General features: G+C 70.1%; 16 protein-coding genes. 4 read left to right on the top strand and 12 right to left on the bottom strand.

Features of this window, described 5'->3' with window-relative positions; all coding sequences use genetic code 11:
- Positions 1-81: 81 nt before the first annotated feature.
- Complete coding sequence (mazG, locus tag G4D86_RS45250) at positions 82-1,281, top strand: nucleoside triphosphate pyrophosphohydrolase (protein ID WP_164001399.1); 1,200 nt, start codon at positions 82-84, stop codon at positions 1,279-1,281.
- Positions 1,282-1,418: 137 nt separating this feature from the next.
- Positions 1,419-1,682, top strand: coding sequence for a 30S ribosomal protein S20 (rpsT, locus tag G4D86_RS45245; protein ID WP_164001397.1), 264 nt, complete (start codon positions 1,419-1,421; stop codon positions 1,680-1,682).
- A gap of 72 nt (positions 1,683-1,754) precedes the next feature.
- On the opposite strand, the gene G4D86_RS45240 is transcribed toward rpsT, so the two are convergent.
- The 5 genes from G4D86_RS45240 to G4D86_RS45220 form a co-directional block, all read right to left on the bottom strand.
- Positions 1,755-2,273, bottom strand: coding sequence for an LptE family protein (locus G4D86_RS45240; protein WP_164001395.1), 519 nt, complete (start codon positions 2,271-2,273; stop codon positions 1,755-1,757).
- A 31-nt stretch (positions 2,274-2,304) separates the two neighbouring features.
- Positions 2,305-2,919: a hypothetical protein gene (locus G4D86_RS45235; RefSeq protein WP_164001393.1), complete on the bottom strand. Its 615-nt coding sequence runs from the start codon at positions 2,917-2,919 to the stop codon at positions 2,305-2,307.
- A gap of 14 nt (positions 2,920-2,933) precedes the next feature.
- Positions 2,934-5,435, bottom strand: a complete 2,502-nt coding sequence (leuS, locus tag G4D86_RS45230; RefSeq protein WP_164001391.1) for a leucine--tRNA ligase — start codon at positions 5,433-5,435, stop codon at positions 2,934-2,936.
- A 225-nt stretch (positions 5,436-5,660) separates the two neighbouring features.
- The gene (locus G4D86_RS45225; RefSeq protein ID WP_164001389.1) at positions 5,661-7,751 is read right to left on the bottom strand and encodes a neutral/alkaline ceramidase; all 2,091 of its coding nucleotides are present in this window, start codon (positions 7,749-7,751) and stop codon (positions 5,661-5,663) included.
- 126 nt (positions 7,752-7,877) lie between these two features.
- Positions 7,878-9,440, bottom strand: a complete 1,563-nt coding sequence (locus tag G4D86_RS45220) for an Ig-like domain-containing protein (protein WP_164001386.1) — start codon at positions 9,438-9,440, stop codon at positions 7,878-7,880.
- Positions 9,441-9,949: 509 nt separating this feature from the next.
- Between G4D86_RS45220 and G4D86_RS45215 the strand changes: the two genes are divergently transcribed.
- Together G4D86_RS45215 and G4D86_RS45210 are read left to right on the top strand one after the other, a co-directional pair.
- A complete protein-coding gene (locus G4D86_RS45215; protein WP_164001480.1) occupies positions 9,950-12,817 on the top strand; it encodes a SusC/RagA family TonB-linked outer membrane protein in 2,868 nt (955 codons plus the stop codon).
- 4 nt (positions 12,818-12,821) lie between these two features.
- Entirely contained in the window at positions 12,822-14,231 is a 1,410-nt protein-coding gene (locus G4D86_RS45210; RefSeq protein WP_164001384.1) for a RagB/SusD family nutrient uptake outer membrane protein, read from the top strand.
- 12 nt (positions 14,232-14,243) lie between these two features.
- Here the strand turns inward: G4D86_RS45210 and G4D86_RS45205 are convergent, their stop codons facing one another.
- From G4D86_RS45205 to G4D86_RS45175, 7 genes are all read right to left on the bottom strand, one after another.
- The gene (locus tag G4D86_RS45205) at positions 14,244-15,020 is read right to left on the bottom strand and encodes an HpcH/HpaI aldolase family protein (RefSeq protein ID WP_164001382.1); all 777 of its coding nucleotides are present in this window, start codon (positions 15,018-15,020) and stop codon (positions 14,244-14,246) included.
- 122 nt (positions 15,021-15,142) lie between these two features.
- On the bottom strand, positions 15,143-16,030 hold the full coding sequence (locus tag G4D86_RS45200; RefSeq protein ID WP_164001380.1) for an NAD(P)-dependent oxidoreductase: 888 nt from the start codon (positions 16,028-16,030) through the stop codon (positions 15,143-15,145).
- A 94-nt stretch (positions 16,031-16,124) separates the two neighbouring features.
- Complete coding sequence (locus G4D86_RS45195; RefSeq protein ID WP_164001378.1) at positions 16,125-17,852, bottom strand: putative ABC exporter domain-containing protein; 1,728 nt, start codon at positions 17,850-17,852, stop codon at positions 16,125-16,127.
- On the bottom strand, positions 17,849-18,610 hold the full coding sequence (locus G4D86_RS45190) for an ABC transporter ATP-binding protein (RefSeq protein WP_164001375.1): 762 nt from the start codon (positions 18,608-18,610) through the stop codon (positions 17,849-17,851). Before G4D86_RS45190 ends, G4D86_RS45195 begins: the two co-directional genes overlap by 4 nt.
- Positions 18,611-18,624: 14 nt before the next feature.
- On the bottom strand, positions 18,625-19,005 hold the full coding sequence (locus G4D86_RS45185) for a response regulator (RefSeq protein ID WP_164001372.1): 381 nt from the start codon (positions 19,003-19,005) through the stop codon (positions 18,625-18,627).
- A 218-nt stretch (positions 19,006-19,223) separates the two neighbouring features.
- On the bottom strand, positions 19,224-20,261 hold the full coding sequence (gene cheB, locus G4D86_RS45180) for a chemotaxis-specific protein-glutamate methyltransferase CheB (RefSeq protein WP_164001369.1): 1,038 nt from the start codon (positions 20,259-20,261) through the stop codon (positions 19,224-19,226).
- Positions 20,258-21,139, bottom strand: coding sequence for a CheR family methyltransferase (locus G4D86_RS45175; protein ID WP_205520357.1), 882 nt, complete (start codon positions 21,137-21,139; stop codon positions 20,258-20,260). Before G4D86_RS45175 ends, cheB begins: the two co-directional genes overlap by 4 nt.
- Positions 21,140-21,144 lie beyond the last annotated feature (5 nt).

Here is a 21,144-nt window from a genome sequence, read left to right as displayed (position 1 = left end):
TCAAACCACGAAAGCGAACGCCTACTCTCTCGCCCGCCTTTGTCCGTTCTGGGCGTTACACCGCGTGCTACAGGACGGCGCATGGTGGACACGACGCGGAACCCCGGGGCCGAGCTGGAGCGACTGGTGGACATCATGCGGCGGCTGCGGGCCGAAAACGGCTGCCCGTGGGACCGGGAGCAGGATCTGCGCTCGCTTCGCCCCTACCTCCTCGAGGAGGCCTTCGAGGTCCTGGAGGAGATGGACCGCGTCGGGTACGGCGGCTCCTGGCGCACGCTGTGCGAGGAGCTGGGGGACCTGCTCTTCCAGGTGGTCTTCCACGCACAGCTGGGGGCGGAGTTGGGCGAGTTCACCATGGCCGACGTGGCGAAGGGCATCAGCGACAAGCTCACCCGACGGCACCCGCACGTCTTCGGCGAGGAGCGCGTGGAGGGCTCCGAGCAGGTGCTGGCCAACTGGGCGAAGCTCAAGGCCGAGGAGAAGAAGCGGAAGACGGGCAGCGAGGGCTCCGTGCTGGACGGGGTGCCCGTCGCCGCGCCCGCGCTGATGCGGGCCGAGCGCCTCACCGAGAAGGCCAGCCGCATCGGCTTCGACTGGCCGGACCTCGCGGGCGTGCGCGGCAAGCTGGCGGAGGAGCTGGACGAGCTGGACGAGGCCATCGCCTCCGGGAGCCGGGACGCCATGGAGCACGAGCTGGGCGACGTCCTCTTCTCCCTGGCCAACCTGGCCCGCTTCATCAAGACGCCCGCCGAGGACGCGCTGCGGATGGCCATCCGCCGCTTCACCACGCGCTTCCAGCACATCGAGTCCGAGCTGCGCGCCGAGGGCGTCCCCTTCGGCGGGGCCACCCTGGAGCACATGGAGCGCCACTGGCAGGCCGCGAAGGTGAAGGAGAAGTCCCTGCCGCCGCCCGCCTGGCTGCCCCGCGCCGCCGTGTCCACCCTGCGCTTCCAGGTGGCGGACCTGCCCGCCCAGCGCGCCTTCTGGGACGCGGTGGCGCCCCGGCTGGGGTGGGGCACCCTGCGCACCGGCCCGGACGAGGCCGCCTACGGCGATGGCGCCCTGCGTGTCGTCTTCACGGGCGCGGGGGCGGGGACGGCCCCGGCCGGGGGTGGGGCGCTGATCCTGACGCTGGAGGCCCCTTCCCACGGCGCCGTGGAGCGGCTGCGGGCCGCGCTGGAGGAGGTCCGCCCCGGAACCGGGGCCGAATTCCGAGAGGGACGCCTCACCTTCATGGACCCCGCCGGGCTGGTGTGGGAATACGCGACCTCCGCTGGTTGATTCTCACCGGCAGGTGCCCGGGGTGCGCACCCACAGTCCGGAAAACCCGGTCTGACGCGCACACCTGCCTTGACGCCCGTGAAGCGTCGCAGTAAGGACGGCGCCTCTTTTAGCCTGCCATTCCGCTGGAGATTTCCTTGGCCAACACCAAGTCCGCAGAGAAGCGTCACCGTCAGTCCCTCAAGCGTCGCGCGCGCAACGTCACTGTCCGTGGCGAGGTGAAGACCGCCGTGAAGTCCGCCCGTGAGGCGCTCGCCACCAAGGGTGGGAACCCGACGGACGCGCTGAAGGCGGCCTCCAAGGCGCTGAACAAGGCCGCCTCCAAGGGCGTGCTGCACAAGCGCACCGCTTCCCGCCGCATCTCCCGCCTCGCCAAGGCGGCCACGAAGGCCAAGGCCTGAGCCGTCCCCGGGGCCGCTTCTCGCGGCCCCTCGTCTAGCTGAGCAGGCTGCCGGGAGGAGGCTTCGGTCTCCTCACCAGGCGCTGGCCAGCCGATCGTACCCGTCGCGCATGAGCACCTCCGCCAGGCGGTCCAGCGCGGCCTGACGGCTGGCCTCGGTCTCCAGGATGTCCCCCGTCCCCAGCAGGTATTCCTCGGTGCCGCCCACCTGCGACTCCTTGAGGACCTGTCCGTCCTTCACCAGCCGCAGCCGGACAGTGGCGGAGATGCGGAAGTAGTTGCCGGCGACGGTGGGCGAGTTCCACACCGAGAGCACCGTGCCCTCCAGGCGCGAGTCGCACGCCGTCCCGCTCGACAGCCGCCCCACCCGCGTCAGCTCCTGGCGCAGGTAGCGCGTGAAGAGCGCCTCCAGCGTGGGCTCCGGCGTTTCGTTGGTGAAGACGGGCGCGCAGAGGGCCGTCACGCCTTCCGGCAGGCCCTCGCCCTTCCCGACGAAGCGGTAGCCGCACCCCGCGCTGGCGGCCACGCAGGCCAGCCACACGCCCACCACGGGCCGGAAGCGCTGAAACACGGGCGCGAAGGGACGCGACATGCGCGGCACCCTACCGGGCCGGGCCACCCCGTCAAGCGCGAGGGCCGTCGTGCGGCCCCGGAGGTCGCGGCGGAGGCGGCTCCGCCGGCCGCGAGCCCCCTACCCGGACGGGCACGCCCCGCGCGCGCACCACGTCCGCCAGCGTGGCCCAGGCGGCCAGCAGGCGTGCGTCCCGCTCGGAGCCGCGGCGCGCCAGCCCCAGCGGCCAGCGCACCCTGCCGGGAGCGGACGTCTCCAGGACGAGTACGTGGGAGCGGCACACCACCGCCAGCAGCACGCCCAGCGCCGCCACGCCGAAGGACAGCAATTTCAGCGCGGGCGCGTGGGCCACGAAGCCCAGGACGGCGAAGGCCACGAGGACGAGCGCCTCGCGGAAGAAGTGCGTCTGCAATTCCACGCCGCGCAGGCTGCCCAGGTCCACTTCCTGGGGAGTCTGCATGGGCGCGGCCCGGTAGGAGAGCCGCTCCCCCTCACCGGAGAGGGAGCGCCCACCGCCCAGGTCCGCGTCGAGGAAGGGCGCCCGGCCCCCCGGTGCCTCCGGCAGGGGCGCCTCCGGCAGCGGGGCCCCGCAGGCAATGCAGCGCGGGCTGCCCGCCGGTTGGGGCCGCCCGCACGCACCGCACATGACGAGGACTTCGACGGGCACCGGAGGTCCCCGCGCTAGCCGACGACGAAGTTCACCAACCGCTTGGGGACGAAGACGAACTTGCGCAGCGTCTTGCCGGCCATCGCCGCCTGCACCTTCTCGTCCGCCTCCGCCGCCGCGCGCACGTCCGCCTCGCCCGCGTCCGCCGCGACGCGAATCTCCGCGCGCAGCTTGCCGTTCACCTGCACGGCGTAGGGGATGACGTCGTCCACCACCAGCGCCGGGTCGAAGTCCGGCCACGGGCGGGACACGGTGAGCTCCTTGGAGCCGTACGCCTCCGACAGCTCGTCCGCGATGTGCGGGGCGAAGGGCGTCAGCACCACCGCGAGCAGCCGGATGGCCTCGGCCATGGCGGCCTTCTCCGCGGGCGTCTCCGGCGTGCCCTGCGCGTAGAGCGCGTTGATGCACTCCATGATGCCGGCGATGGCGGTGTTGAAGGACAGGCGCTCCAGCGCCTCCCCCACCCGCTTCAGGCACTTGTGCGCGGCACGGCGCGTCTCCAGCGCCCTGCCCTCGTACGCGCCGTCGTGCGTGGCGCTGGCCACCGAGGCGTGGTGCGTGGCCGCCAGCGTCCAGACGCGCTTGAGGAAGCGGAAGACGCCCTCCACCTGGTCATCGGACCAGTCGAAGTCGCGCTCCGGCGGGCCGGCGAAGAGCACGTACGCGCGCGCGGTGTCCGCGCCGTACTTCTGGACGATGGAGGCGGGCGCCACCACGTTGCCCCAGCGCTTGGACATCTTCCGGCCGTCCGGGCCGTTGACGATGCCCTGGGTAATCAGCCGCTTGACGGGCTCGTCCACGGGGCTCAGGCCCAGCAGCTTCATCACGCGGGTCCAGAACCGGAAGTAGAGCAGGTGCATCACCGCGTGCTCGGGGCCGCCCACGTAGACGTCCACGGGGAGGAAGCGCTGGGCCGCCTTCGGGTCGAACGGCGCGGCGTCGTAGTGCGGCGACAGGTAGCGCGCGAAGTACCAGCAGGAGTCGACGAAGGTGTCCATCGTCTCCGCCTCGCGCTTCGCGGGCCCGCCGCACTTGGGGCAGGTGGTGTTCACCCACGAGGGCACCTTGGCGAGCGGCGGCTCGCCCTTGCCCGTCAGCACCGCCTGGGTGTCGATGTCCGGCAGGCGCACGGGGAGCTGGTCCAGCGGCACGGGGATGCCGTGGCGCTGGGGGTCGCACTTCTCGCAGTAGACGATGGGGATGGGCGTGCCCCAGTAGCGCTGGCGGCTGAAGCCCCAGTCCTTCTGGCGGTACGTCACCGTCGTCTTTCCCGTGCCGTCCTTCTCCAGCTTCGCGGCCATGGCCTGGCGCGCGACCTCGGACGTCTGGCCCGTGTACTCGCCCGAGTCCGCCAGCACGCCGTACTCGGTATAGGCCGCCTCGAGCTTGCTGCCCTCGGGGAGCTTGTCGCCGGTGGCCGGCTGCACCACCACCTTGATGGGCAGGCTGTACTTGCGCGCGAAGGCGAAGTCGCGCGCGTCGTGGGCGGGCACGCTCATGACGGCGCCGGTGCCGTAGTCGCTCACCACGAAGTTGGCGATCCAGATGGGCACCGGCTGGCCGGTGAAGGGATTCACGGCGTGGGCGCCGGTGAAGACGCCCTCCTTCTCCGCGTCCTCGCCCAGGCGCTCCGTCTTGGACTGGGCGGCCATGCGCTTCGCGAAGGCCTCCACGTCCGCGCGGCGCTCGGGCGTCGTCACCTGGGCCACCAGCTTGTGGTCCGGCGCGAGCACCACGTAGGTGCAGCCGAAGATGGTGTCGATGCGGGTGGTGAAGACGCGCAGCGAGGCGTCATGTCCCTGCACGCGGAAGTCGGCCTCGGCACCGTCCGAGCGGCCAATCCAGTTGCGCTGCATGGAGGTGATGCGGTCCGGCCACTCCTTCAGCGTGTCGAGCGCGTCCAGCAGGTCCTGCGAGTAGCGGGTGATGCGGAACGCCCACTCGGGCATTTCCTTGTCCACCACGGGCGAGTCGCAGCGCTCGCAGACGCCGTCCTTCACCTGCTCGTTGGCGATGACGGTGTGGCAGCCGGTGCACCAGTTCACCTTGCTGAAGCGGCGATAGACGAGCCCGCGCTCGAGCATCTGGATGAAGAACCACTGGTTCCAGCGGTAGTACTCGGGCCGGCTGGTGTTGACCTCGCGGTCCCAGTCGTACGCGTAGCCGAGGCTTTTGATCTCCTTCTTGAAGGAGGCGATGTTCTCCTCGGTGCGCACCGCCGGGTGGACGCCGTCCTTGATGGCGGCGTTCTCCGCGGGCAGGCCGAAGGCATCCCAGCCCATGGGATGCAGCACGTCGAACCCGCGCATCAGGTAGTAGCGCGAGTACACGTCCCCGATGAGGTAGTTGCGAACGTGCCCCATGTGCATCTTGCCACTGGGGTACGGCAGCATCTCGAGGATGTACTTCTTGGGTGCGCCCGGGCACTTGCCTGCCCGGAAGATGCCCGCCTCGTCCCAGCGGGTCTGCCACTTGCCTTCAATCGCCTGCGGCTCGTAACGCTCGTTCATCGCCATGTCCGATGGGTCTCTTATGGGAGGGCCGGGCCCGGGGGCAACACGTCTTTCCGCGTCACGCCCGCCCACTGCGGTTGCCGGACGGTGCGCAGGCCCCCTTCTTCGGGCGGCGGCTGATAGGAGAAAACCCCTGGGGGCGGACAGTTGTGTCCTGCCCGCCCCGGGTGAGCCTGCTCTGTCTCCCGGCGGGCGGCGGGCCACGGGCCCCCTACCCTCCCCGTGCCATTAATTGACGGTGAACTCGCGCGAGTAGCCCGTGTAGGCGCGGATGAGGCCGTCCCAGCCGGACTTCCAGTCACCGTCATGGCGGATGCGGTAGGTGCCCGGCACGGCGTCCGTGGGAATCTTCCACTCCACCGTCACGTGTGAGCACGCGAACGTGGGCACGCAGTTGTTGCGCTCCCACCGGTACTTCGTCTCCCAGTCCCAGTCGTTGGCCACCGTCACCCAGGACGTGCCCGACTTGCGCTGCACCTGGAGGAAGCTGCCCTGCCGCCGCAGGTTGTTCTTCGGGTGGCCGCCCCAGAACTTCACGCTCACCGTCGCGCCCCGCGCATAGGACGCGAGCGCATTGGTGACGACGCTGCCGAAGCTCACCGACAGCAGCTTGTCGTCGAACACCACGCCCGTCTGCACCGTCGTCTGCTCATTGCGCAAGTCCCGGGGCGTGGGGCCCGCGGGGACGGACACGCCATTGCGCAGCGCGGCCGCCAGCCTGTCCGCCTCCTGCTGCACCGCCGCGAGCTGCCACGGACCGAAGTGCGTGGAGGCTCCCTCGTAGTCCTGCTTCGCGTACTCCTCGCGCGTGGCGAGGTAGCCCGCGTACGCGTTGGACAGGCCGGCAATCACCACGGTGTCCACGCCCAGCGGCGCGAGCTGCGCCTGCACCGTCTTGCGCAGCCGCCGGCCCGCCATGGTCGTCATCTCGAAGGGCACCGCCACCAGCGCCACGTTGCCCACCGTCACCACCTGGAGCGGCAGCACCTCCGGCGTCCACGGGTAGGGCTGCATGGTGCCCATCTCCAGGACAATCGGCTTCTCACCCTGGCACGGCGTGGTGGTGACCGCGCAGGAGATGGCCCCCCAGAGGTCGTGGATGTCCTCGCACGTGGCGCCCTCGCTGCCGTAGCCCGGGCCGTCCTCGGCGCCGGCCAGCATGGAGATGCCGATGGCGGCCTCGCAGGTGGTGCGCGCCACGCCATCCGTGTACGCGGGGGCCACCTGCACCTCGTCCATCTTCACGTAGGCGTGGCGGTAGTCCACCGCGCCCGTGAGCGACTGCGCCGCGCCGTCATACAGCGCGCGGGCCAGGTCGTACTGCTTGCGCCCGGACAGCTCCGTGCTCTCGAAGTCGTTGGCGCCGCCCCCATTGGTACCGCCGTAGATGTTGGGCGTGACGTCGCCCTCGTTGCTCTGCGCGAAGGCGGCGACGAACGTCTTCGCGGCCGTGTAGTTGGTGCCCTTGAGCTTCTCGAAGAGGTACGACGCGTAGCCCTTGTTGTCGCCGCTGATGAGCAAGTTGTCGTTGCCCATGGACGTGGCGTGGACGGCGAACCAGTTGATGAGCCCCACCTCCTGCCCCGTGCTCGTTTGCAGGCGCAGCAGCGTCATCTGCTTGTCGGTGTCGTAGCCGAACTGCCCGCGCTCCGTGGCCGGGTTGCGCAGGTACGCCTCTGGCGAGCGGTTGATGCTGGTGTTGAGCAAGTCATTCGACGCCAAGCGCACCGTGCCCGCCGTGAGGTTGCCGTGCGCGCGGACGATGGACTGGTAGATGCCGTCGACGATGGCGTCGAAGTTCTGCTTGTCGTAGCCGAGGATGGTCAGGTTGTAGAGCGCGTAGTGTGAGAAGCCGCCCGGCCCGCTGTGCGTGTGCGTGGCGCTCAGCACCACGTTGTCATCCGAGTACGTGCTCCCGTACGTGGCCTTCAGCCGCTCCACCACCTGCTGCTTGACGCCCTGGCCGACGAAGCCCGCATCCGCGCTCACGAAGGCCACGCGCTTGCCGTTGCACGGCGAGGCGATGACGAACGCCCGCGAGCGCAGGCGCTGGTGGATGCCTGCCGTCTTCTGCTCCAGCATCGCGTAGCCCATCATCCCCAGCTCCGCCGCGGGGCCGGTGATGTCGTAGACGCCCGCGCCCACCTGGAAGGCCGTGTTGCCCGCGCAGGGGCCGGTGAGCGCGGGCTGCTCCACCGACGCCACGGAAGGCGGAGCCCGCCCCGCCTCCGAGGCCGGCTCCACGACTTCGGCACCACATGCGCCCAGCACCAGCGCGAGGACCCAGAGATACGACTGACGGGCGAGACAGGCTTGCATGCGCAACGCTCCTCTTCGGAAAGCCGGGATTGTCGCCGGACTCCCCGCGAGTGTTGCCAGTCATGCGAACGGGAAGGACCGCCGGACGACACAGCGGTCCCCCCCGAGTCGCGCGGGACACGGGCCCTATGGGCAGCCGGGGCCCGCCACAGTCACCTCCACGTTCTGCAGCTGGCCCTGTCCCTGTGCGTTGTAGGCAGCGGCCGTCAGCGTCCTCCGCCCGCACTTCGCGCCGGGGATGGAGACACCGAACAGCTTCTCCGCGATGCGCATGTGCGCCGGCTTGAGCACGGGGTTGTCTCGCGCGCCCTGGGGCCGGCCGTACGTGTACAGCGTGAGGGCGACGACGCGCGGGTCATTCGCGGCCAGGTGGTAGTAGGGCGTGAGCTGCAAGTCCCTGAGGTTGTCGAGGTTCGTCCACGTGCCGTTGCGCGTGTCCGACTGCACCACCAGCACGATGAGCTTGCTCGTGGGCACGCGCTGCTTCGCCTCGGTGACTCGCGAGACGAGGTACCCGGTGTTGCCCTGGCTGATGGGGTGGCCCGGGCCGTCGAGGAAGGCTTCGATGCCCACGAAGTCAAGGCCGGTGGCGAAGATGGCGTCCAGCGTGCGCACCTGGTCGATGCTGTAGACGTTGCCCATGGGCCGCGCGGCGAGCCCCCGCGCTCTCAGCCTCGCCCGCAGGTCCAGGATTCGCGCCTCCGTCTCGGCGCGGCTCCAGTCGGGCCCCGAGGCCAGCTCGATTCGCGCGACGCGGCTCCAGTACGGCGCGACGAGGTCCAGCACCGCATCCAGCGGCGTCACCCGGCCCGGCGTCTGCTCCTGGAGGTTGAGGTTGAGCTGGATGTTCCAGCCCTCGGCGGCGGCGGATGCCACCGCAGCCTGCATCAGCGGCAGCCACACCGAGTCCGGCGCGGTGCTGTCCGGCTCGTACCCGCGCCGCGCCCACGCGTAATACAGGTTGGTGTAGCCGGACACCTCCGAGCGGAAGTTCCCATAGCGGCCGTCCACGAAATGGTAACCCAGTTGCATCGCATGGTTCGGCGCCGGCAGCGGGTTGACGGCCGGGTTCCACGGGAAGCGGTACGTGCCCCCGCTCTGCGTCGCCAGGTACACGCCGTCCACATAGAACTCGACGAAGCGCGTGTCGGGGCTGACCTGCACCTGCACGTCCACCGGCCCCGTCACCATGCTCTCGTCAGCGGGCGCGACAATCCGCACCGTGGGCGGCGCCGGAGGGCCCGGCACGGTGAAGTAGAGGTCCTGTGAGTACGGCCCCGGGCCGCAGGGGCTCTCGCCCTTCACCTTCCACCGGAGCTGCATGCCTCCGGGCAAGTCACTCGTGGGGGTGAAGGACGTCTGCGTGAGGTTCGTCTGCCGGACGACGATGTTCTCCGACGGGTCGAGGACGTAGAGCGTGTACGAGGTGGCTCCGCTCACCGCCGTCCACGAGAAGGTGGGCCGGGCCGTGCCGACGACGTCATGGGGCCAGTGGCCCACCGGCGCGGTGATCGGCGGACACGGCGCGAGCGGCAGCGACACCGCGGTGCGCCAGGGAAGCGGGCCGGCGCTGGCAGGCCAGGAAACGGTCAGCGCCAGGAGCAGCGCGACCACGCACGGATGGGACGAGGATGTACAGAGACGCCGCGCGCTCGCGAAGGGCGCGCGCGTCGTGAGGGGGACTGGCATCGAGGGTTTCTCCGGTGGGGGGCATGACAAACGCCCCGAGGCCTTGGGGAACCCCGGCACGGTTTGTGACAGCGCTCCTGGACTTGCCAGGGCCTCCAAGGAGCGCCCTACCGGATGGGTGGGTCCGCGGGGCCCTCCATGTTTCAGTCCCGAGCGGCCATGTATCACCGGGACGGAGAATTCCTGTCGCTCTGCAGCGGCAAGCAAGTTCCTGAAATCCCGATATGTCGTTGACTCGGAAGCGTTCAGCCGGGGACGATTCAAGTCCACGGCATCCTTCAGGGGGGGCCGTTCAAACGCAGAGACGTGAGGACCGAATGACGCTGAGAAGGGCGTTGATTCCGGGGTGCGTAATTGCACTCTTTTCGTTGGAAACCCTGGCGCAGGACGCGAACAGCGCGGCGCCGGCTCCCGAACCCCAGGCGCCCGCGGCGCAGGCTCCCGCGAGCCCAGCGCCAGCCAGTCCGGCGGCACCCGCTCCGGTGTCGCAGCCGGCAGCGGTGGAGGTGGTGGCAGGCCGCACCATCAAGGGCCGCGTGGCGGACCGCCTGACGGACGAAGGGCTGCCCCTGGTGCGCGTCATCATCAAGGGCACCACCCAGGGCGTGGAGACGGAGCTGGACGGCACCTTCTCCCTGCCCAACGTGCCGCAGGGGCCGGTGACGCTGCTCTTCTCCAGCCAGGACTACGGCGAGCGCGAGGTGAAGGTCGGCGCCAACCAGCGCGAGCTCACCGTGCAGCTCGACAACGTCTTCTCCGAGGAGATGGTCGTCGTCGGCCGCGCCTCCGAGGTCGCGCGTAAGAACCTGGCCAACTCGGTGGCCTCGGTGAATGCCGAGGACCTCAACCGCGCTCCCGCGCAGACGGTGGACGGCGCGCTGCAGGGCAAGGTGGCCGGCGCCAACATCCAGAGCAACTCCGGCGCTCCGGGCGGCGGCATGCAGATGCGCCTGCGCGGCGTGTCCACCATCAACGGCTCCACGCAGCCGCTGTACGTCATCGACGGCGTGCTCGTCAGCGACGTGGCGATTGCGTCCGGTATCTACACCGTGACGGACTCGGTGACGGGCTCCAACCCGTCGCCCACGCAGGACAACCAGGTCAACCGCATCGCGGACATCAACCCCAACGACATCGAGAGCATCGAAGTCCTCAAGGGTGCGTCCGCCGCCGCCATCTACGGCTCCAAGGCCGCCAACGGCGTGGTCATCATCAACACCAAGCGCGGCCGCGAGGGCGCGCCCAAGGTCGACATCACCCAGCGCCTCGGCTTCTACTCGCTGGCCAACAAGCTGGGCACCCGCCGCTTCGAGACGGTGGAAGAGGTCATCGACACCTTCGGTGAGGACGCGGCCCAGTACTACGTGCCCGGCCGCACCTATGACCAGGAGTCCGCGCTCGCGGGCCGCCGCGACCTGTCCTCGGAGACGCTGGCCAGCATCAGCGGCGCGGCGGGCACCTTGAAGTACTTCGCCTCGGCCATGGTGAAGAACGACGAGGGCATCATCGCCAACACCGGCTACGAGAAGCAGTCGTTCCGGCTCAACCTGGGTCAGACGCTCGGCGAGGCTGTCGAGTTGAACGTCTCCACCAACCTGCTCCACACGCTGGGGCAGCGCGGTCTGACGAACAACGACAACCAGACCATCACGTACTACATGACGATGCCGTACGCGCCCGAGTTCCTGAACCTCCAGGCGGACTCGTCCGGCGTGTTCCCCACGAACCCCTTCCTGGGGAACGGGGCCAACCCGCTGCAGACGGCCGCGCTCGTGAAGAACGACGAGGACGTGTGGCGCTTCATCGGCGCGGGTGATGCCACCATCCACCTGCTGAAGACGGAGGAGAACCACCTTCGCATCCTCGCCAACGCCGGCGTGGACCGCTTCCAGCAGGAGAACCAGGTGGTCTTCCCGCCCGAGCTCAACTTCGAGCCGGTGGACGACACCTTCCCGGGCACGTCGCTGTTCGGCACCAGCCAGGTGCGCAACATCAACACCGGCCTCAACCTGGTGCACACGTACCGGCCGGCGTCGAAGTCCCTCGTCTCTACCACCTCCGGTGGTGTGCAGCTCGAGGAGCGCAGCGTCAACTCGGTGTACGTCATCAGCGAGAACCTGAACGCCGGCCAGCCGAACGTGGACTCCGGCACCGTGGTGAGCGTGCGGCAGGACCGCCAGCTCATCCGGGACCGCGGCTACTACGTGCAGGAGGAGATGCTCCTCCTGGACGAGCGGCTCACCCTCGTGGGCGCCATCCGAGGCGAGCAGAGCAGCGCCAACGGCAACGAGAACGCGCTGTACTTCTACCCGAAGCTGGCGACCGCCTACCGCATCCCCTCGTTCCACCCCAAGGTGAACGAGTTCAAGGTGCGCGTGGCCTACGGTGAGACGGGCAACCAGCCCCGGTACGGCATGAAGTTCAACAGCCTGCCGACCATCAACAACATCGAGGGCAACCCGGGCCTCCTCGGCTCCGGCATCGCCGGCGATCCGACCATCAAGCCCGAGCGTCAGCGCGAAATCGAGGCGGGCATCGACGGTCTCTTCTTCGGCGGCGACGTGGTGGCGGAGCTGACGTTCTACCAGCGCACCATCAGCGACCTCATCCTGCAGCGCACCCTGCCCCCCTCCACCGGCTTCACCACGCAGATCTTCAACGGTGGCTCGCTGCGCAACCGCGGCATCGAGGCCATGGTGCAGGTGACGCCCATCCGCGGCGCCTTCGAGTGGACGAGCTCGGCGACGTTCGCGCTCAACCGCAGCATGGTGACGGACCTGCCGGTGCCCGCGTTCCTCACGGGCGGCTTCGGCACGGGCCTGGGCGCCTTCCGCATCGAGCAGGGCGCGTCGGCGACGCAGATTGTCGGCAACGTCCGGGACGCGGACGGCAACCTGTCGGTGAAGAAGCTCGGCGACACCGAGCCGGACTTCATCATGGGCTTCTCCAACAGCCTCAAGTACCAGGACTTCACCCTGTCCTTCCTGTTCCACTGGCAGCAGGGCAGCGACATCATCAACCTGACCCGGTTCCTGTATGACGCCGCGGGCACGTCCGAGGACTTCGAGACGGGCGGCCGCCAGCGCCTGACGGACCGCCGCGCCAACGCGGGCGTCTACATCGAGGACGCCAGCTTCGTGAAGCTGCGCGAGGTGACGCTCACCTACAACCTGCCCAAGAAGTGGGTGTCCGCGATTCCGAAGGTGCAGAACGCCCGGCTCAGCCTGAGCGGCCGCAACCTGCTCACCTTCACGAGCTACTCGGGTCTGGATCCGGAAGTGAGCAACTTCGGCAACCAGGCCATCGCTCGCAATATCGACGTCGCCCCGTTCCCCCCCAGCCGCAGCTTCTGGACGTCGCTCGACGTCGGGTTCTAAGGCCATGAACATGTATCGGACGAAGAGTGCAGTGGTGGTGCTGTGCGCCGCGCTGGGCCTGGGCGGCTGCGGAAGCCTGGACGTCGACGACCTGGACAACGTCAGCCTGGATGACTTCCGGGACAACCCGACGAAGTCACGCGTCCTGACCGCGGCCACGGGTCTCATCATCGGGAACCGGGTCGGCCTGGCGGCCCAGAACGGCTACGTGGCCGAGCTGGGCGTCATCGGCCGCGAGGCGTTCATCTTCGACCCGGCGGAGCCCCGCCCGGTGGAAGAGCTGCTCGGCCCGGCGCTGGACCCGGGCGGCCCGGCGTTCGGCGGCAACTTCTGGACGAACCCGTACGCCAACATCCGCAACGCCAACACGCTGCTGGCGGCGATGGAGAAGCTGCCGTCGACCAGCGTGTCGGATGCCGAGAAGGAGGCCATCCGCGGCTACGCGAAGACGTTCCAGGCGCTGGACTTCCTGGTCGTCATCAACACGCGTGACACGAATGGCGCGGCCATCGACGTGGACAAGCCCCTGACGGAGCTGGCCGACCTCAAGAGCAAGGCGGAGGTGTTCGACCACATCTCCGGGCTGCTCGACCAGGCCGCGACGCACCTGACGGCCGCGGGCAAGGTGGCCTTCCCGTTCCGCCTGAGCACCGGGTTCGAGGGTGACCCGAGCACCCCGACGGACGACTTCACCACCGCGGACGCGTTCCTGAAGTTCAACCGCGGTCTGAAGGCACGGGTCGCGGTGTACCAGGGCCACTACGCCGACGCGCTGACGGCGCTGAGCCAGTCGTTCATCGACTCCAGCATCCCCGCGGACGACGGCGCCAAGGGCGCCGCCCTCACCTCGCTGAACCGTGGCGTCTACCACGTGTTCCGCGCGGCCTCGGGTGACCTGGACAACAACCTGCTCAGCACGACCATCTTCGCGCACCCGTCCATCGTGACGGACGCGGAGAAACAGGCGAACGACAGCGTGGATGACCGCGTGTCGCGCAAGACGAAGAAGCTGGACAAGGCCGCCACCGCGGCGGACGGCAAGCTGTCCACGGACCTGGCCTTCACGCTGTACCCCAGCGCGGAGTCGCCGGTGCCCATCATCCGCAACGAGGAGCTCATCCTCCTGCGCGCGGAGGCCAACATCGGCCTGGGCAACATCGGCCCGGCGGCGGATGACATCAACTACATCCGCACCCGCTCCGGCCGGCTCGCTGCCCGGACGGACATCACCGCGGCCAACGCCCTGGACGAGCTCTTGAAGCAGAAGCGGTACTCGCTCCTGTTCGAGGGTGGCCACCGGTGGATCGACCTGCGCCGCTACAACCGGCTGGACACGCTCCCCCGCGAGCTGGACCCCAGCTTCGCGCCGCACGAGCGCTTCCCCATCCCCGCCGCGGAGACGGACGCCCGCTAACAGTCCGCGGGACTACTGCTTGGTGAGCTCCAGGCGCATGTTTTCCAAGTGCGCCTGGAGTGAGCGGAACGCCAGGCTCCGGTCGTCGCCCAGCAGCAGCGCGGCGACCCCTTCCCGCTGCCACCGCTCCGCCTCTCCCGGGAGGCGGGGTGTGGCGCAGTAGGGCACCCCGTTGCGACGGCAGGCCTCGGCCACGCGCTGGATGGCCGCATGCACGTCCGGGTGCTCCAGCTTCCCCGGCACCCCGTAGGACTGCGACAGGGCCACGGCGCTCTCCATCACCAGGTCGATGCCCTCGACGGTGACGATGGAGTCGAGCGCCTCCACCGCCGCGCGGTCTTCGATGCTCACCACCACCATCAGCTGACGGTTGGCGCGCGTCACGTACTCCGGCAACCGCAGCCGGCCGAAGCCCGTGGGCCGCCCGTCGCCGGGGCTCCGGTCTCCCTTGGGGTGGAAGCGCGTGGCCCTCGCGACGGCCTCCGCCTCTTCCCGGCTGCGCACGCGCGCCACCACGCCCAGCGCCCCCGCGTCCAGCGCGCGGAGGATGGCGTCCGGCGTGGGCGAGGGCACGCGGACCAGCGGGGTGATGCCGCCGCACTCCGCGGCCCGGAGCAGGTGCTCCAGCAACTCCGGGCCCACGGGCGCGTGCTCCTGGTCGAGGATGACGAAGTCGTAGCCCGCGTACCCCACCATCTCCACCAGCGACGGCAGCGGCAGCGTGCTCACCAGCCCCAGCGCGAGCGCCCCGCCGTGGATGGACTTCCTGAGTCGGTTCTCCGTCAGCATCGGTCCCTTCCCCTGACCCAGGAGAACACGACGGGCTCTCGTGCGCGCAAATACATTGGCTCATGTATCACTCGCGGCGACGTCCTCGGGCTTACAGAGGCCAAGGCCGCGGCGCTCGAGGCTCAGCGCTTCTTCAAGCCCGAGCGCTCCGCGATGAGCGCGCCCAGCGCGGACCAGTCCAGGTCGCCGTGTCCCTGCGCGACACCGCCGAGGTACTGATCTCTCAGGAGGCTCGCCAGGGGCATGGGCACCTCCGCGGCGCGACCGGCGTCCAGCACCAGCCCCACGTCCTTGAGGCCCAGCTTCATGGGGAAGCCCGCGGGGGAGTACTTCTCCTCGGCGATGAGCTGCGCGTAGCGCTCGAAGATGGGCGAGCGCGCGAAGACGGACTGGAAGACCTCCAGGAACACCTTCGGCTCGAGGCCGGACTTGCGCGTGAGGGCGAAGGCCTCGCCGAGCGCCTCCATCATGGACGCGATGAGGAAGTTGCCCGACAGCTTCACCACGTTGGCGGCGGAGGGCTTCTCGCCCAGCACGGTGAGGCCGCGTCCCACGGCATCCAGCAGCGGCCGGCAGCGCTCCACGTCCGCCTTCGGCCCGGCGGTGACGACCCAGAGTTGCTTCGCATCCGCGGCCTCGGGACGGCCGAACACCGGCGCGGCCACGTAGCCCTGCCCCGCGCTCGCGTGGGCCTCCGTCAGACGCTCGGAGAGGGCCACGGAGATGGTGCTCGAGGAGACATGGATGGCGCCCTTCCCCAGCCCCGCGTGCACGCCGTCCTTGCCGAGGATGGCGTCCTCCACGGCGCGGTCATCCGCGAGCATGCTGAAGACGACCTCCGCGCCGCGCGCGGCTTCAGCGGGGGTGCTGGCCACGCGCGCGCCCTTCTCACGCAGCTGCCCGGCCTTGGCCTGCGTGCGGTTCCACACCGACAGCTCGTGCCCCGCCGCGAGCAGGTTCTTCGCCATGGGCAGACCCATGTTGCCCAATCCAATGAATCCAACCTTCATGCGTACGTCCTCCCCGATCGCCGCTCGGATAATCCGCGCGAGGGGGAACGGCGAGCGAAAGCACGCGAGCGTCCACGAGCCGACGCCGGGCGCCCTACTCCGGTCGGTCCTCGGACACGTCCAGGCGCTCGAAGGCACGGCCCAGGGCCACCACACCCAGCAACACCTCCCCCACCAGCACACCCGCCGCGGCCAGGGCCGCCGGGGGGACGGTCCACGGGCCCAGCACGGAGTACAGCGGCAGCCCCACCAGCAGCGCCGCCAGCGTCGCCGGCACCAGCCCCGCCAGCGTCACCACCAGCGTGCCCAGCAGCGTCAGCAGCCGCTGGCCCATGGCCTCCAGGCCGCGCACCCGCATGCCCGTGTCCGCGGGCACCCACGCAGGGAACAGCACCACCGCCGCGTTCTGCACGAAGAGGCCCGCCAGCGCCAGCGAGGGCAGGAGCACCACCAGCGACAGTGACACCGGCCACCACCAGTCACTCAGCAGCGCCGCTTCCTCTCCCGGCCCCATCAGCAGCGCCACCGACAGCAGCGCGAGCTGGAAGCCGCCCAGCGACAGCGCGGACGCCAGCAGCTCCGCGCCCACCACCTGCCGCCCCGTCAATGGCAGGGTCCGCAGCAGGTCCAGCTTCGGCAGGTCCATCCGCAGGTCCATGCGGAAGGCGCTCGGGCCCACCACCGTCAGCATCACCGCCAGCGTCATCGCCAGGGGCCCCACCACCTCCCGCGTGTCCGTGAAGAGGCGCGCATCCCCCAGCATCGCGGCGACGGCGCCGCCGAACACGATGAAGAGCATGAACGTCACCACCCCACCCGCCATGCGCTTGCGGGCGACGAGGTTCTTCCAGACGAGCGCCACCTCCGGCCGTCCTCGCGCCGTCAGCCGGAAGGGCGGCTTGCGCAGGGTGAAGGTGCCCGTCCGCGCCCGCTGCCCCGACGCGCGCAGCGCCCGCTCCCGGGCGCGCGACTCCGCCCGCACCACCGCCGTCTCCTCGAAGGGCACCTCCACCAGCATCACCCAGCCGTAGTGCGTCGCGGCCAAGGCGAGCACCGGAGGCAGCGCGCGAAGGAAGCCGTCCACGTCCCCCGCCAACGACGGCCCCACCAGCAGCCGCCCCGGCCACAGCACCGCGTCCAGGCCCGGCGACGCCACCAGCACCTGCAGCCACGTGCGCAGCTCCCGCGACGAGGAGACCTCCTCCGGGAAGGGGTGCGCGCGAAGCGCTCCGAGCACCGCCAGCGCCACGGCCACCACCGCCAGCGTCACCCCGCCCCAGCGCACCGCCAGGCCCCAGCCGCCACGGGCCGCCAGCCGAGTACGCGTGAAGGACGCCGCCGTCGTGTGCAGGTACAGCGTCCCCAGCGCCAGGCTTGCGCCCAGGAAGAAGAGCACCGGCGTGCCGCTCACCACCCGGCCGATGAACACCGTGGCGAACAGCGCGCCCACCATCGCCCCCAGCAGGCCGCGCACCAGCTTGTAGTGCAGCAGCGCACGCCGCGTGACGGGCGCGGGGAACAGCTGCACCACCTCCGTCTCCGAGAAGGTCAGCGACGGCTGGTCCCTCCCCAGCATCCACGCGGCGAATACCGTCCCCAGCGCCGAGCCCACCAGCGACAGCTCCGCGAACAGCCTCGCGCTCCCGGGCATGGCGCCCAGCCCCCGGACGCCCAGGCCCCGGGTGACGGCGGAGTACAGGTACACGAGCCCCACCACCGCGCCGAGCAGGTAGCGCGGCCGCCGCAGCCGCGCGAGCTGCCGCCACACGCGGTTGCGCAGCGACGCGGTCCAGAGGAACAGCACCGCACGCGGAAAGCTCACGGCGAGGGCGTCCCGGGCTCCGCCGCCGCGCTGGTGATGCGGATGAAGAGGTCCTCCAGCGACGCACCCTCCGCCTCCGGGCCGCTGAGCCGCGCGCGAATCTCCGGCAGCGTGCCCAGCGCCACCGCGCGTCCTCCGGCAATCACCAGGAGGCGGTGGCACAGCTCCTCCACCAGCGGCAGCAGGTGCGAGGACAGCACCAGCGCCGCGCCCTCCTCCGCCCGGCGCCGCAGCGAGGCCTTCATCCGCCGGATGCCGATGGGGTCCAGTCCCGTTAGGGGCTCGTCCAGCAGGATGAGCTTCGGCGAGTGCAGGAAGCCGCAGGCGATGGAGAGCTTCTGCTTCATGCCTCGCGACAGCTCGCCCGGCAGCGACTTCTCCTTGCCGGTCAGCTCCATCTCCTCCAGCAGCGCCCGACCGCGCGCCTCCCAGTCCTCCACTCCGTAGAGCCGCGCGGTGAAGTTCAGGTGCTCCCACACGGTGAGGTACTCGAAGAAGCGCGGCTCGTCCGGAAGGAAGGCCAGCGCGCGCTTCGCCTCCACCGTCTGCTGCCTCAGGTCGTGCCCCGCCACCACGATGCGCCCCGAGCTGGGAGGAAGGATTCCCGCGAGGCACCTCAGCGTGGACGTCTTCCCCGCGCCGTTGGGGCCCACCAGCCCGAGCACCTCGCCGGGAGCCACCGCGAAGGAGAGTCCTCTCACGGCCTTCACGTCGCCGTAGACCTTCTCCAGCCCCTCCACCTCCAGAACAGCATCCATGCGCGGGGCGACCCTCAGTCGAGCTTCAGCACGTCCCGAACGGTATCCATCACCACCTTCGCCTGCACGGGTTTCACCAGGTACGCGCTGGCGCCCAGCTTCATCGCCCGCTCGCGGTCCGCCGCCGCGCTCTCGGTGGTGATGACGACGATGGGCACGTGCCGGTGGTCCGTCGCCCGGCGGATGTGGCTGATGAGCTTGAGCCCGTCCATCAGCGGCATGTTGATGTCCGTCAGCACCACGTCGAACTGGCCCTGCGTCAGCTTCTTCAGCCCGTCGGCCCCGTCCTGGGCCTCCGTGCAGACCATGCCGCTGATGCGCTGCAGGGCGTACATGATGCTGCGCCGCATCGCTTGCGAGTCATCCACCACCAGCGCTCGGATCTGCTGCGTCATGACCCCGGTAGACTACCACCCGGGCCATTCGGCCACGGCGGGGAAGCACCAGCCCCGCGGGGAGCCCTGTCCGCCAGCCACAGTGTCCGGCCTTCCGGCCGACACTCCCCGAGCCATTTCCAGCCTTCCGGCCGGCTTTCCGCGCTTCGAGTCCGGACTTCCGGGAGACACTCCGGGTATTGGGACTTTCGCCACTCCGTTGAAAAAGCAGCGAGCCGCTACCGCTTGCGCTTGGCCAGGGCCGCCAGCGCGGGGCCCATCTCCCCCAGCCGCAGCACCCGCTTCACCGCTCCGGTGGCGATGGCCTCGCCGGGCATGCCGAACACCACCGCCGTTTCCTCGGACTCGGCCCACACCTCGCCGCCCACGCGGGCCACCTCGCGCGCGCCCTCCGCGCCGTCCGCGCCCATGCCCGTCAGCACCACCGCCAGCGCGCGGGGACCCAGCACCTGCGCCACGCTGGTGAAGAGGCGGTCCACGCTCGGCGCGTACTTGTCCAGCGGCGTGGGCGGCGGCGTGTGCAGCTCCAGCTTCGTGCCGCGCTCGGCCACCACCATGTGCCGCCCGCCCGGGGCGATGTACACGTGCCCCGGCTGCACGACGTCGCCGTCACACGCCTCCGTCACCGTGAAGGGGCCGATGCGGTCCAACCGCTCGGCGAAGGCCCGTGTGAATTGCGAGGGCATGTGCTGGCTCACCAGCACGCACGGCGTCGGCTCCGAGGCCAGTCCTTCCAGCAGCCGCTGCACCGCGGGCGGCCCGCCCGTGGACGCGCCCACCGCCACCACCAGCGGCAGCTCGCCCGCCACCGCCATGGCCCGCGCGCCCGGCGCCGCGTGCCGCTGTCCGGGCCGCACGTGCCGCGCCGCCCGCACCTTGTCGAGCAGCTCGTTACGCAGCCCGTCCAGCGCCTCGCGCGTGCTGCGCGGCGGCTTGGCGATGAAGTCGAAGGCCCCCAGCTCCAGTGCCTTGAACACGTCCGACTTGTGCGAGTAGCTGGAGATGACGATGACGGGCGTGGGCACCGTGCGCATCAGCAGCCGGAGGAAGGTGTAGCCCCCCAGCTTGGGCATCTCCAAATCCAGCGTCACCACGTCCGGCTTCAGCTCCAAGACTTTCTTCAGCCCCTCCTCGCCGTCGGCCGCGCGGTCCAACACGCGCACGTCGGGGGCGGACTCCAGCAGCGTGGTGAGGGTGTGGCGGTTGTGCGCCGAGTCGTCGATGACGAGCACGGAGATGGAGTCCTGCGCGCTCATCGCCCCTCCCCTCCCGTCAGGCCCGGCAGCTCCGGCCGGCGGTACACGAGGTCTCCGCGCAGGTGCACCAGCTCGAAGTCCGCGCCCAGGTTCAAGAGGTTCTCCGAGTGACCCAGCAGCAGATAGCCCCCGGGCACCAGCCTGTCCCGGACGATGCGCAGCACCCGGCGGCGCGCGGCCTGATCGAAGTAGATCATCACGTTGCGGCAGAAGACGACGTCCATCCGCGGCACCAGCTGGCTGCCCGTCTCGTCCAGCAGGTTGTGGTGGCCGAAGGACACCCAGGAGCGCACCTCGTCGCGCACGCGCACGCGGTTGTTGCCCGCCGGCAGGAAGTGGCGCTCCAGCAGGTCCGCGGACGTGGCGCGCAGCGCGGACGGCCCGTACTCCGCGCGCCGCGCCATGGTCAGCACGCGGCGGGAGATGTCCGTGCCGTACACCTCCACGTCCCAGTCGTCGAAGCGGCGGCTGTCCTTGAGGAGCATGGCCAGCGTGTAGGCCTCCTCTCCGGACGAGCACCCCGCCGACCACAGCCGCAGCCGCCGCGTGCGGCCGTTGCGCTTCTCCAGCACCGGCAGCAATTCCTCGCAGAAGGCCTTGAGCTGCGAGGGCTCGCGGAAGAAGTACGTCTCGTGCGTGGTGAGCGACTCGACGGCCGCCTCCAGCTCGGCGTGCCGCTGGGCGTCGTAGCGCAGGTAGCGGTGGTAGGCGCCGAAGTCGGACAGCCCCAGCGCTTCCAGCCGGGGCCATAGCCGGCGCTCCATCACGAACTTCATGTCCTCGTGCACCAGGATGCCGCAGTGCGAGTACACGTGGTCCCTGAGGAGCCGGAACTCCTCCACCGTCATCTCCGGTCGTCCGTCGTCGAAGCGAGCCACGCGGT

Origin of the sequence: Pyxidicoccus caerfyrddinensis (genome assembly GCF_010894405.1) — a bacterium.
Taxonomy (GTDB): domain Bacteria; phylum Myxococcota; class Myxococcia; order Myxococcales; family Myxococcaceae; genus Myxococcus; species Myxococcus caerfyrddinensis.
Note: the sequence above shows the minus strand (reverse complement) of the source record. Positions and strands in the feature narration are given on the sequence as shown.

Excerpts from the sequence above, each read along its gene's own strand:
- leuS (WP_164001391.1), bottom strand. The coding sequence starts at position 5,435 with ATGGCGATGAACGAGCGTTACGAGCCGCAGGCGATTGAAGGCAAGTGG.
- G4D86_RS45205 (WP_164001382.1), bottom strand. The coding sequence starts at position 15,020 with ATGCTGACGGAGAACCGACTCAGGAAGTCCATCCACGGCGGGGCGCTC.
- G4D86_RS45185 (WP_164001372.1), bottom strand. The coding sequence starts at position 19,005 with ATGACGCAGCAGATCCGAGCGCTGGTGGTGGATGACTCGCAAGCGATG.
- G4D86_RS45220 (WP_164001386.1), bottom strand. The coding sequence starts at position 9,440 with ATGCCAGTCCCCCTCACGACGCGCGCGCCCTTCGCGAGCGCGCGGCGT.
- G4D86_RS45200 (WP_164001380.1), bottom strand. The coding sequence starts at position 16,030 with ATGAAGGTTGGATTCATTGGATTGGGCAACATGGGTCTGCCCATGGCG.
- G4D86_RS45210 (WP_164001384.1), top strand. The coding sequence starts at position 12,822 with ATGAACATGTATCGGACGAAGAGTGCAGTGGTGGTGCTGTGCGCCGCG.
- G4D86_RS45240 (WP_164001395.1), bottom strand. The coding sequence starts at position 2,273 with ATGTCGCGTCCCTTCGCGCCCGTGTTTCAGCGCTTCCGGCCCGTGGTG.
- G4D86_RS45190 (WP_164001375.1), bottom strand. The coding sequence starts at position 18,610 with ATGGATGCTGTTCTGGAGGTGGAGGGGCTGGAGAAGGTCTACGGCGAC.
- mazG (WP_164001399.1), top strand. The coding sequence starts at position 82 with ATGGTGGACACGACGCGGAACCCCGGGGCCGAGCTGGAGCGACTGGTG.
- G4D86_RS45225 (WP_164001389.1), bottom strand. The coding sequence starts at position 7,751 with ATGCAAGCCTGTCTCGCCCGTCAGTCGTATCTCTGGGTCCTCGCGCTG.
- cheB (WP_164001369.1), bottom strand. The coding sequence starts at position 20,261 with ATGAGCGCGCAGGACTCCATCTCCGTGCTCGTCATCGACGACTCGGCG.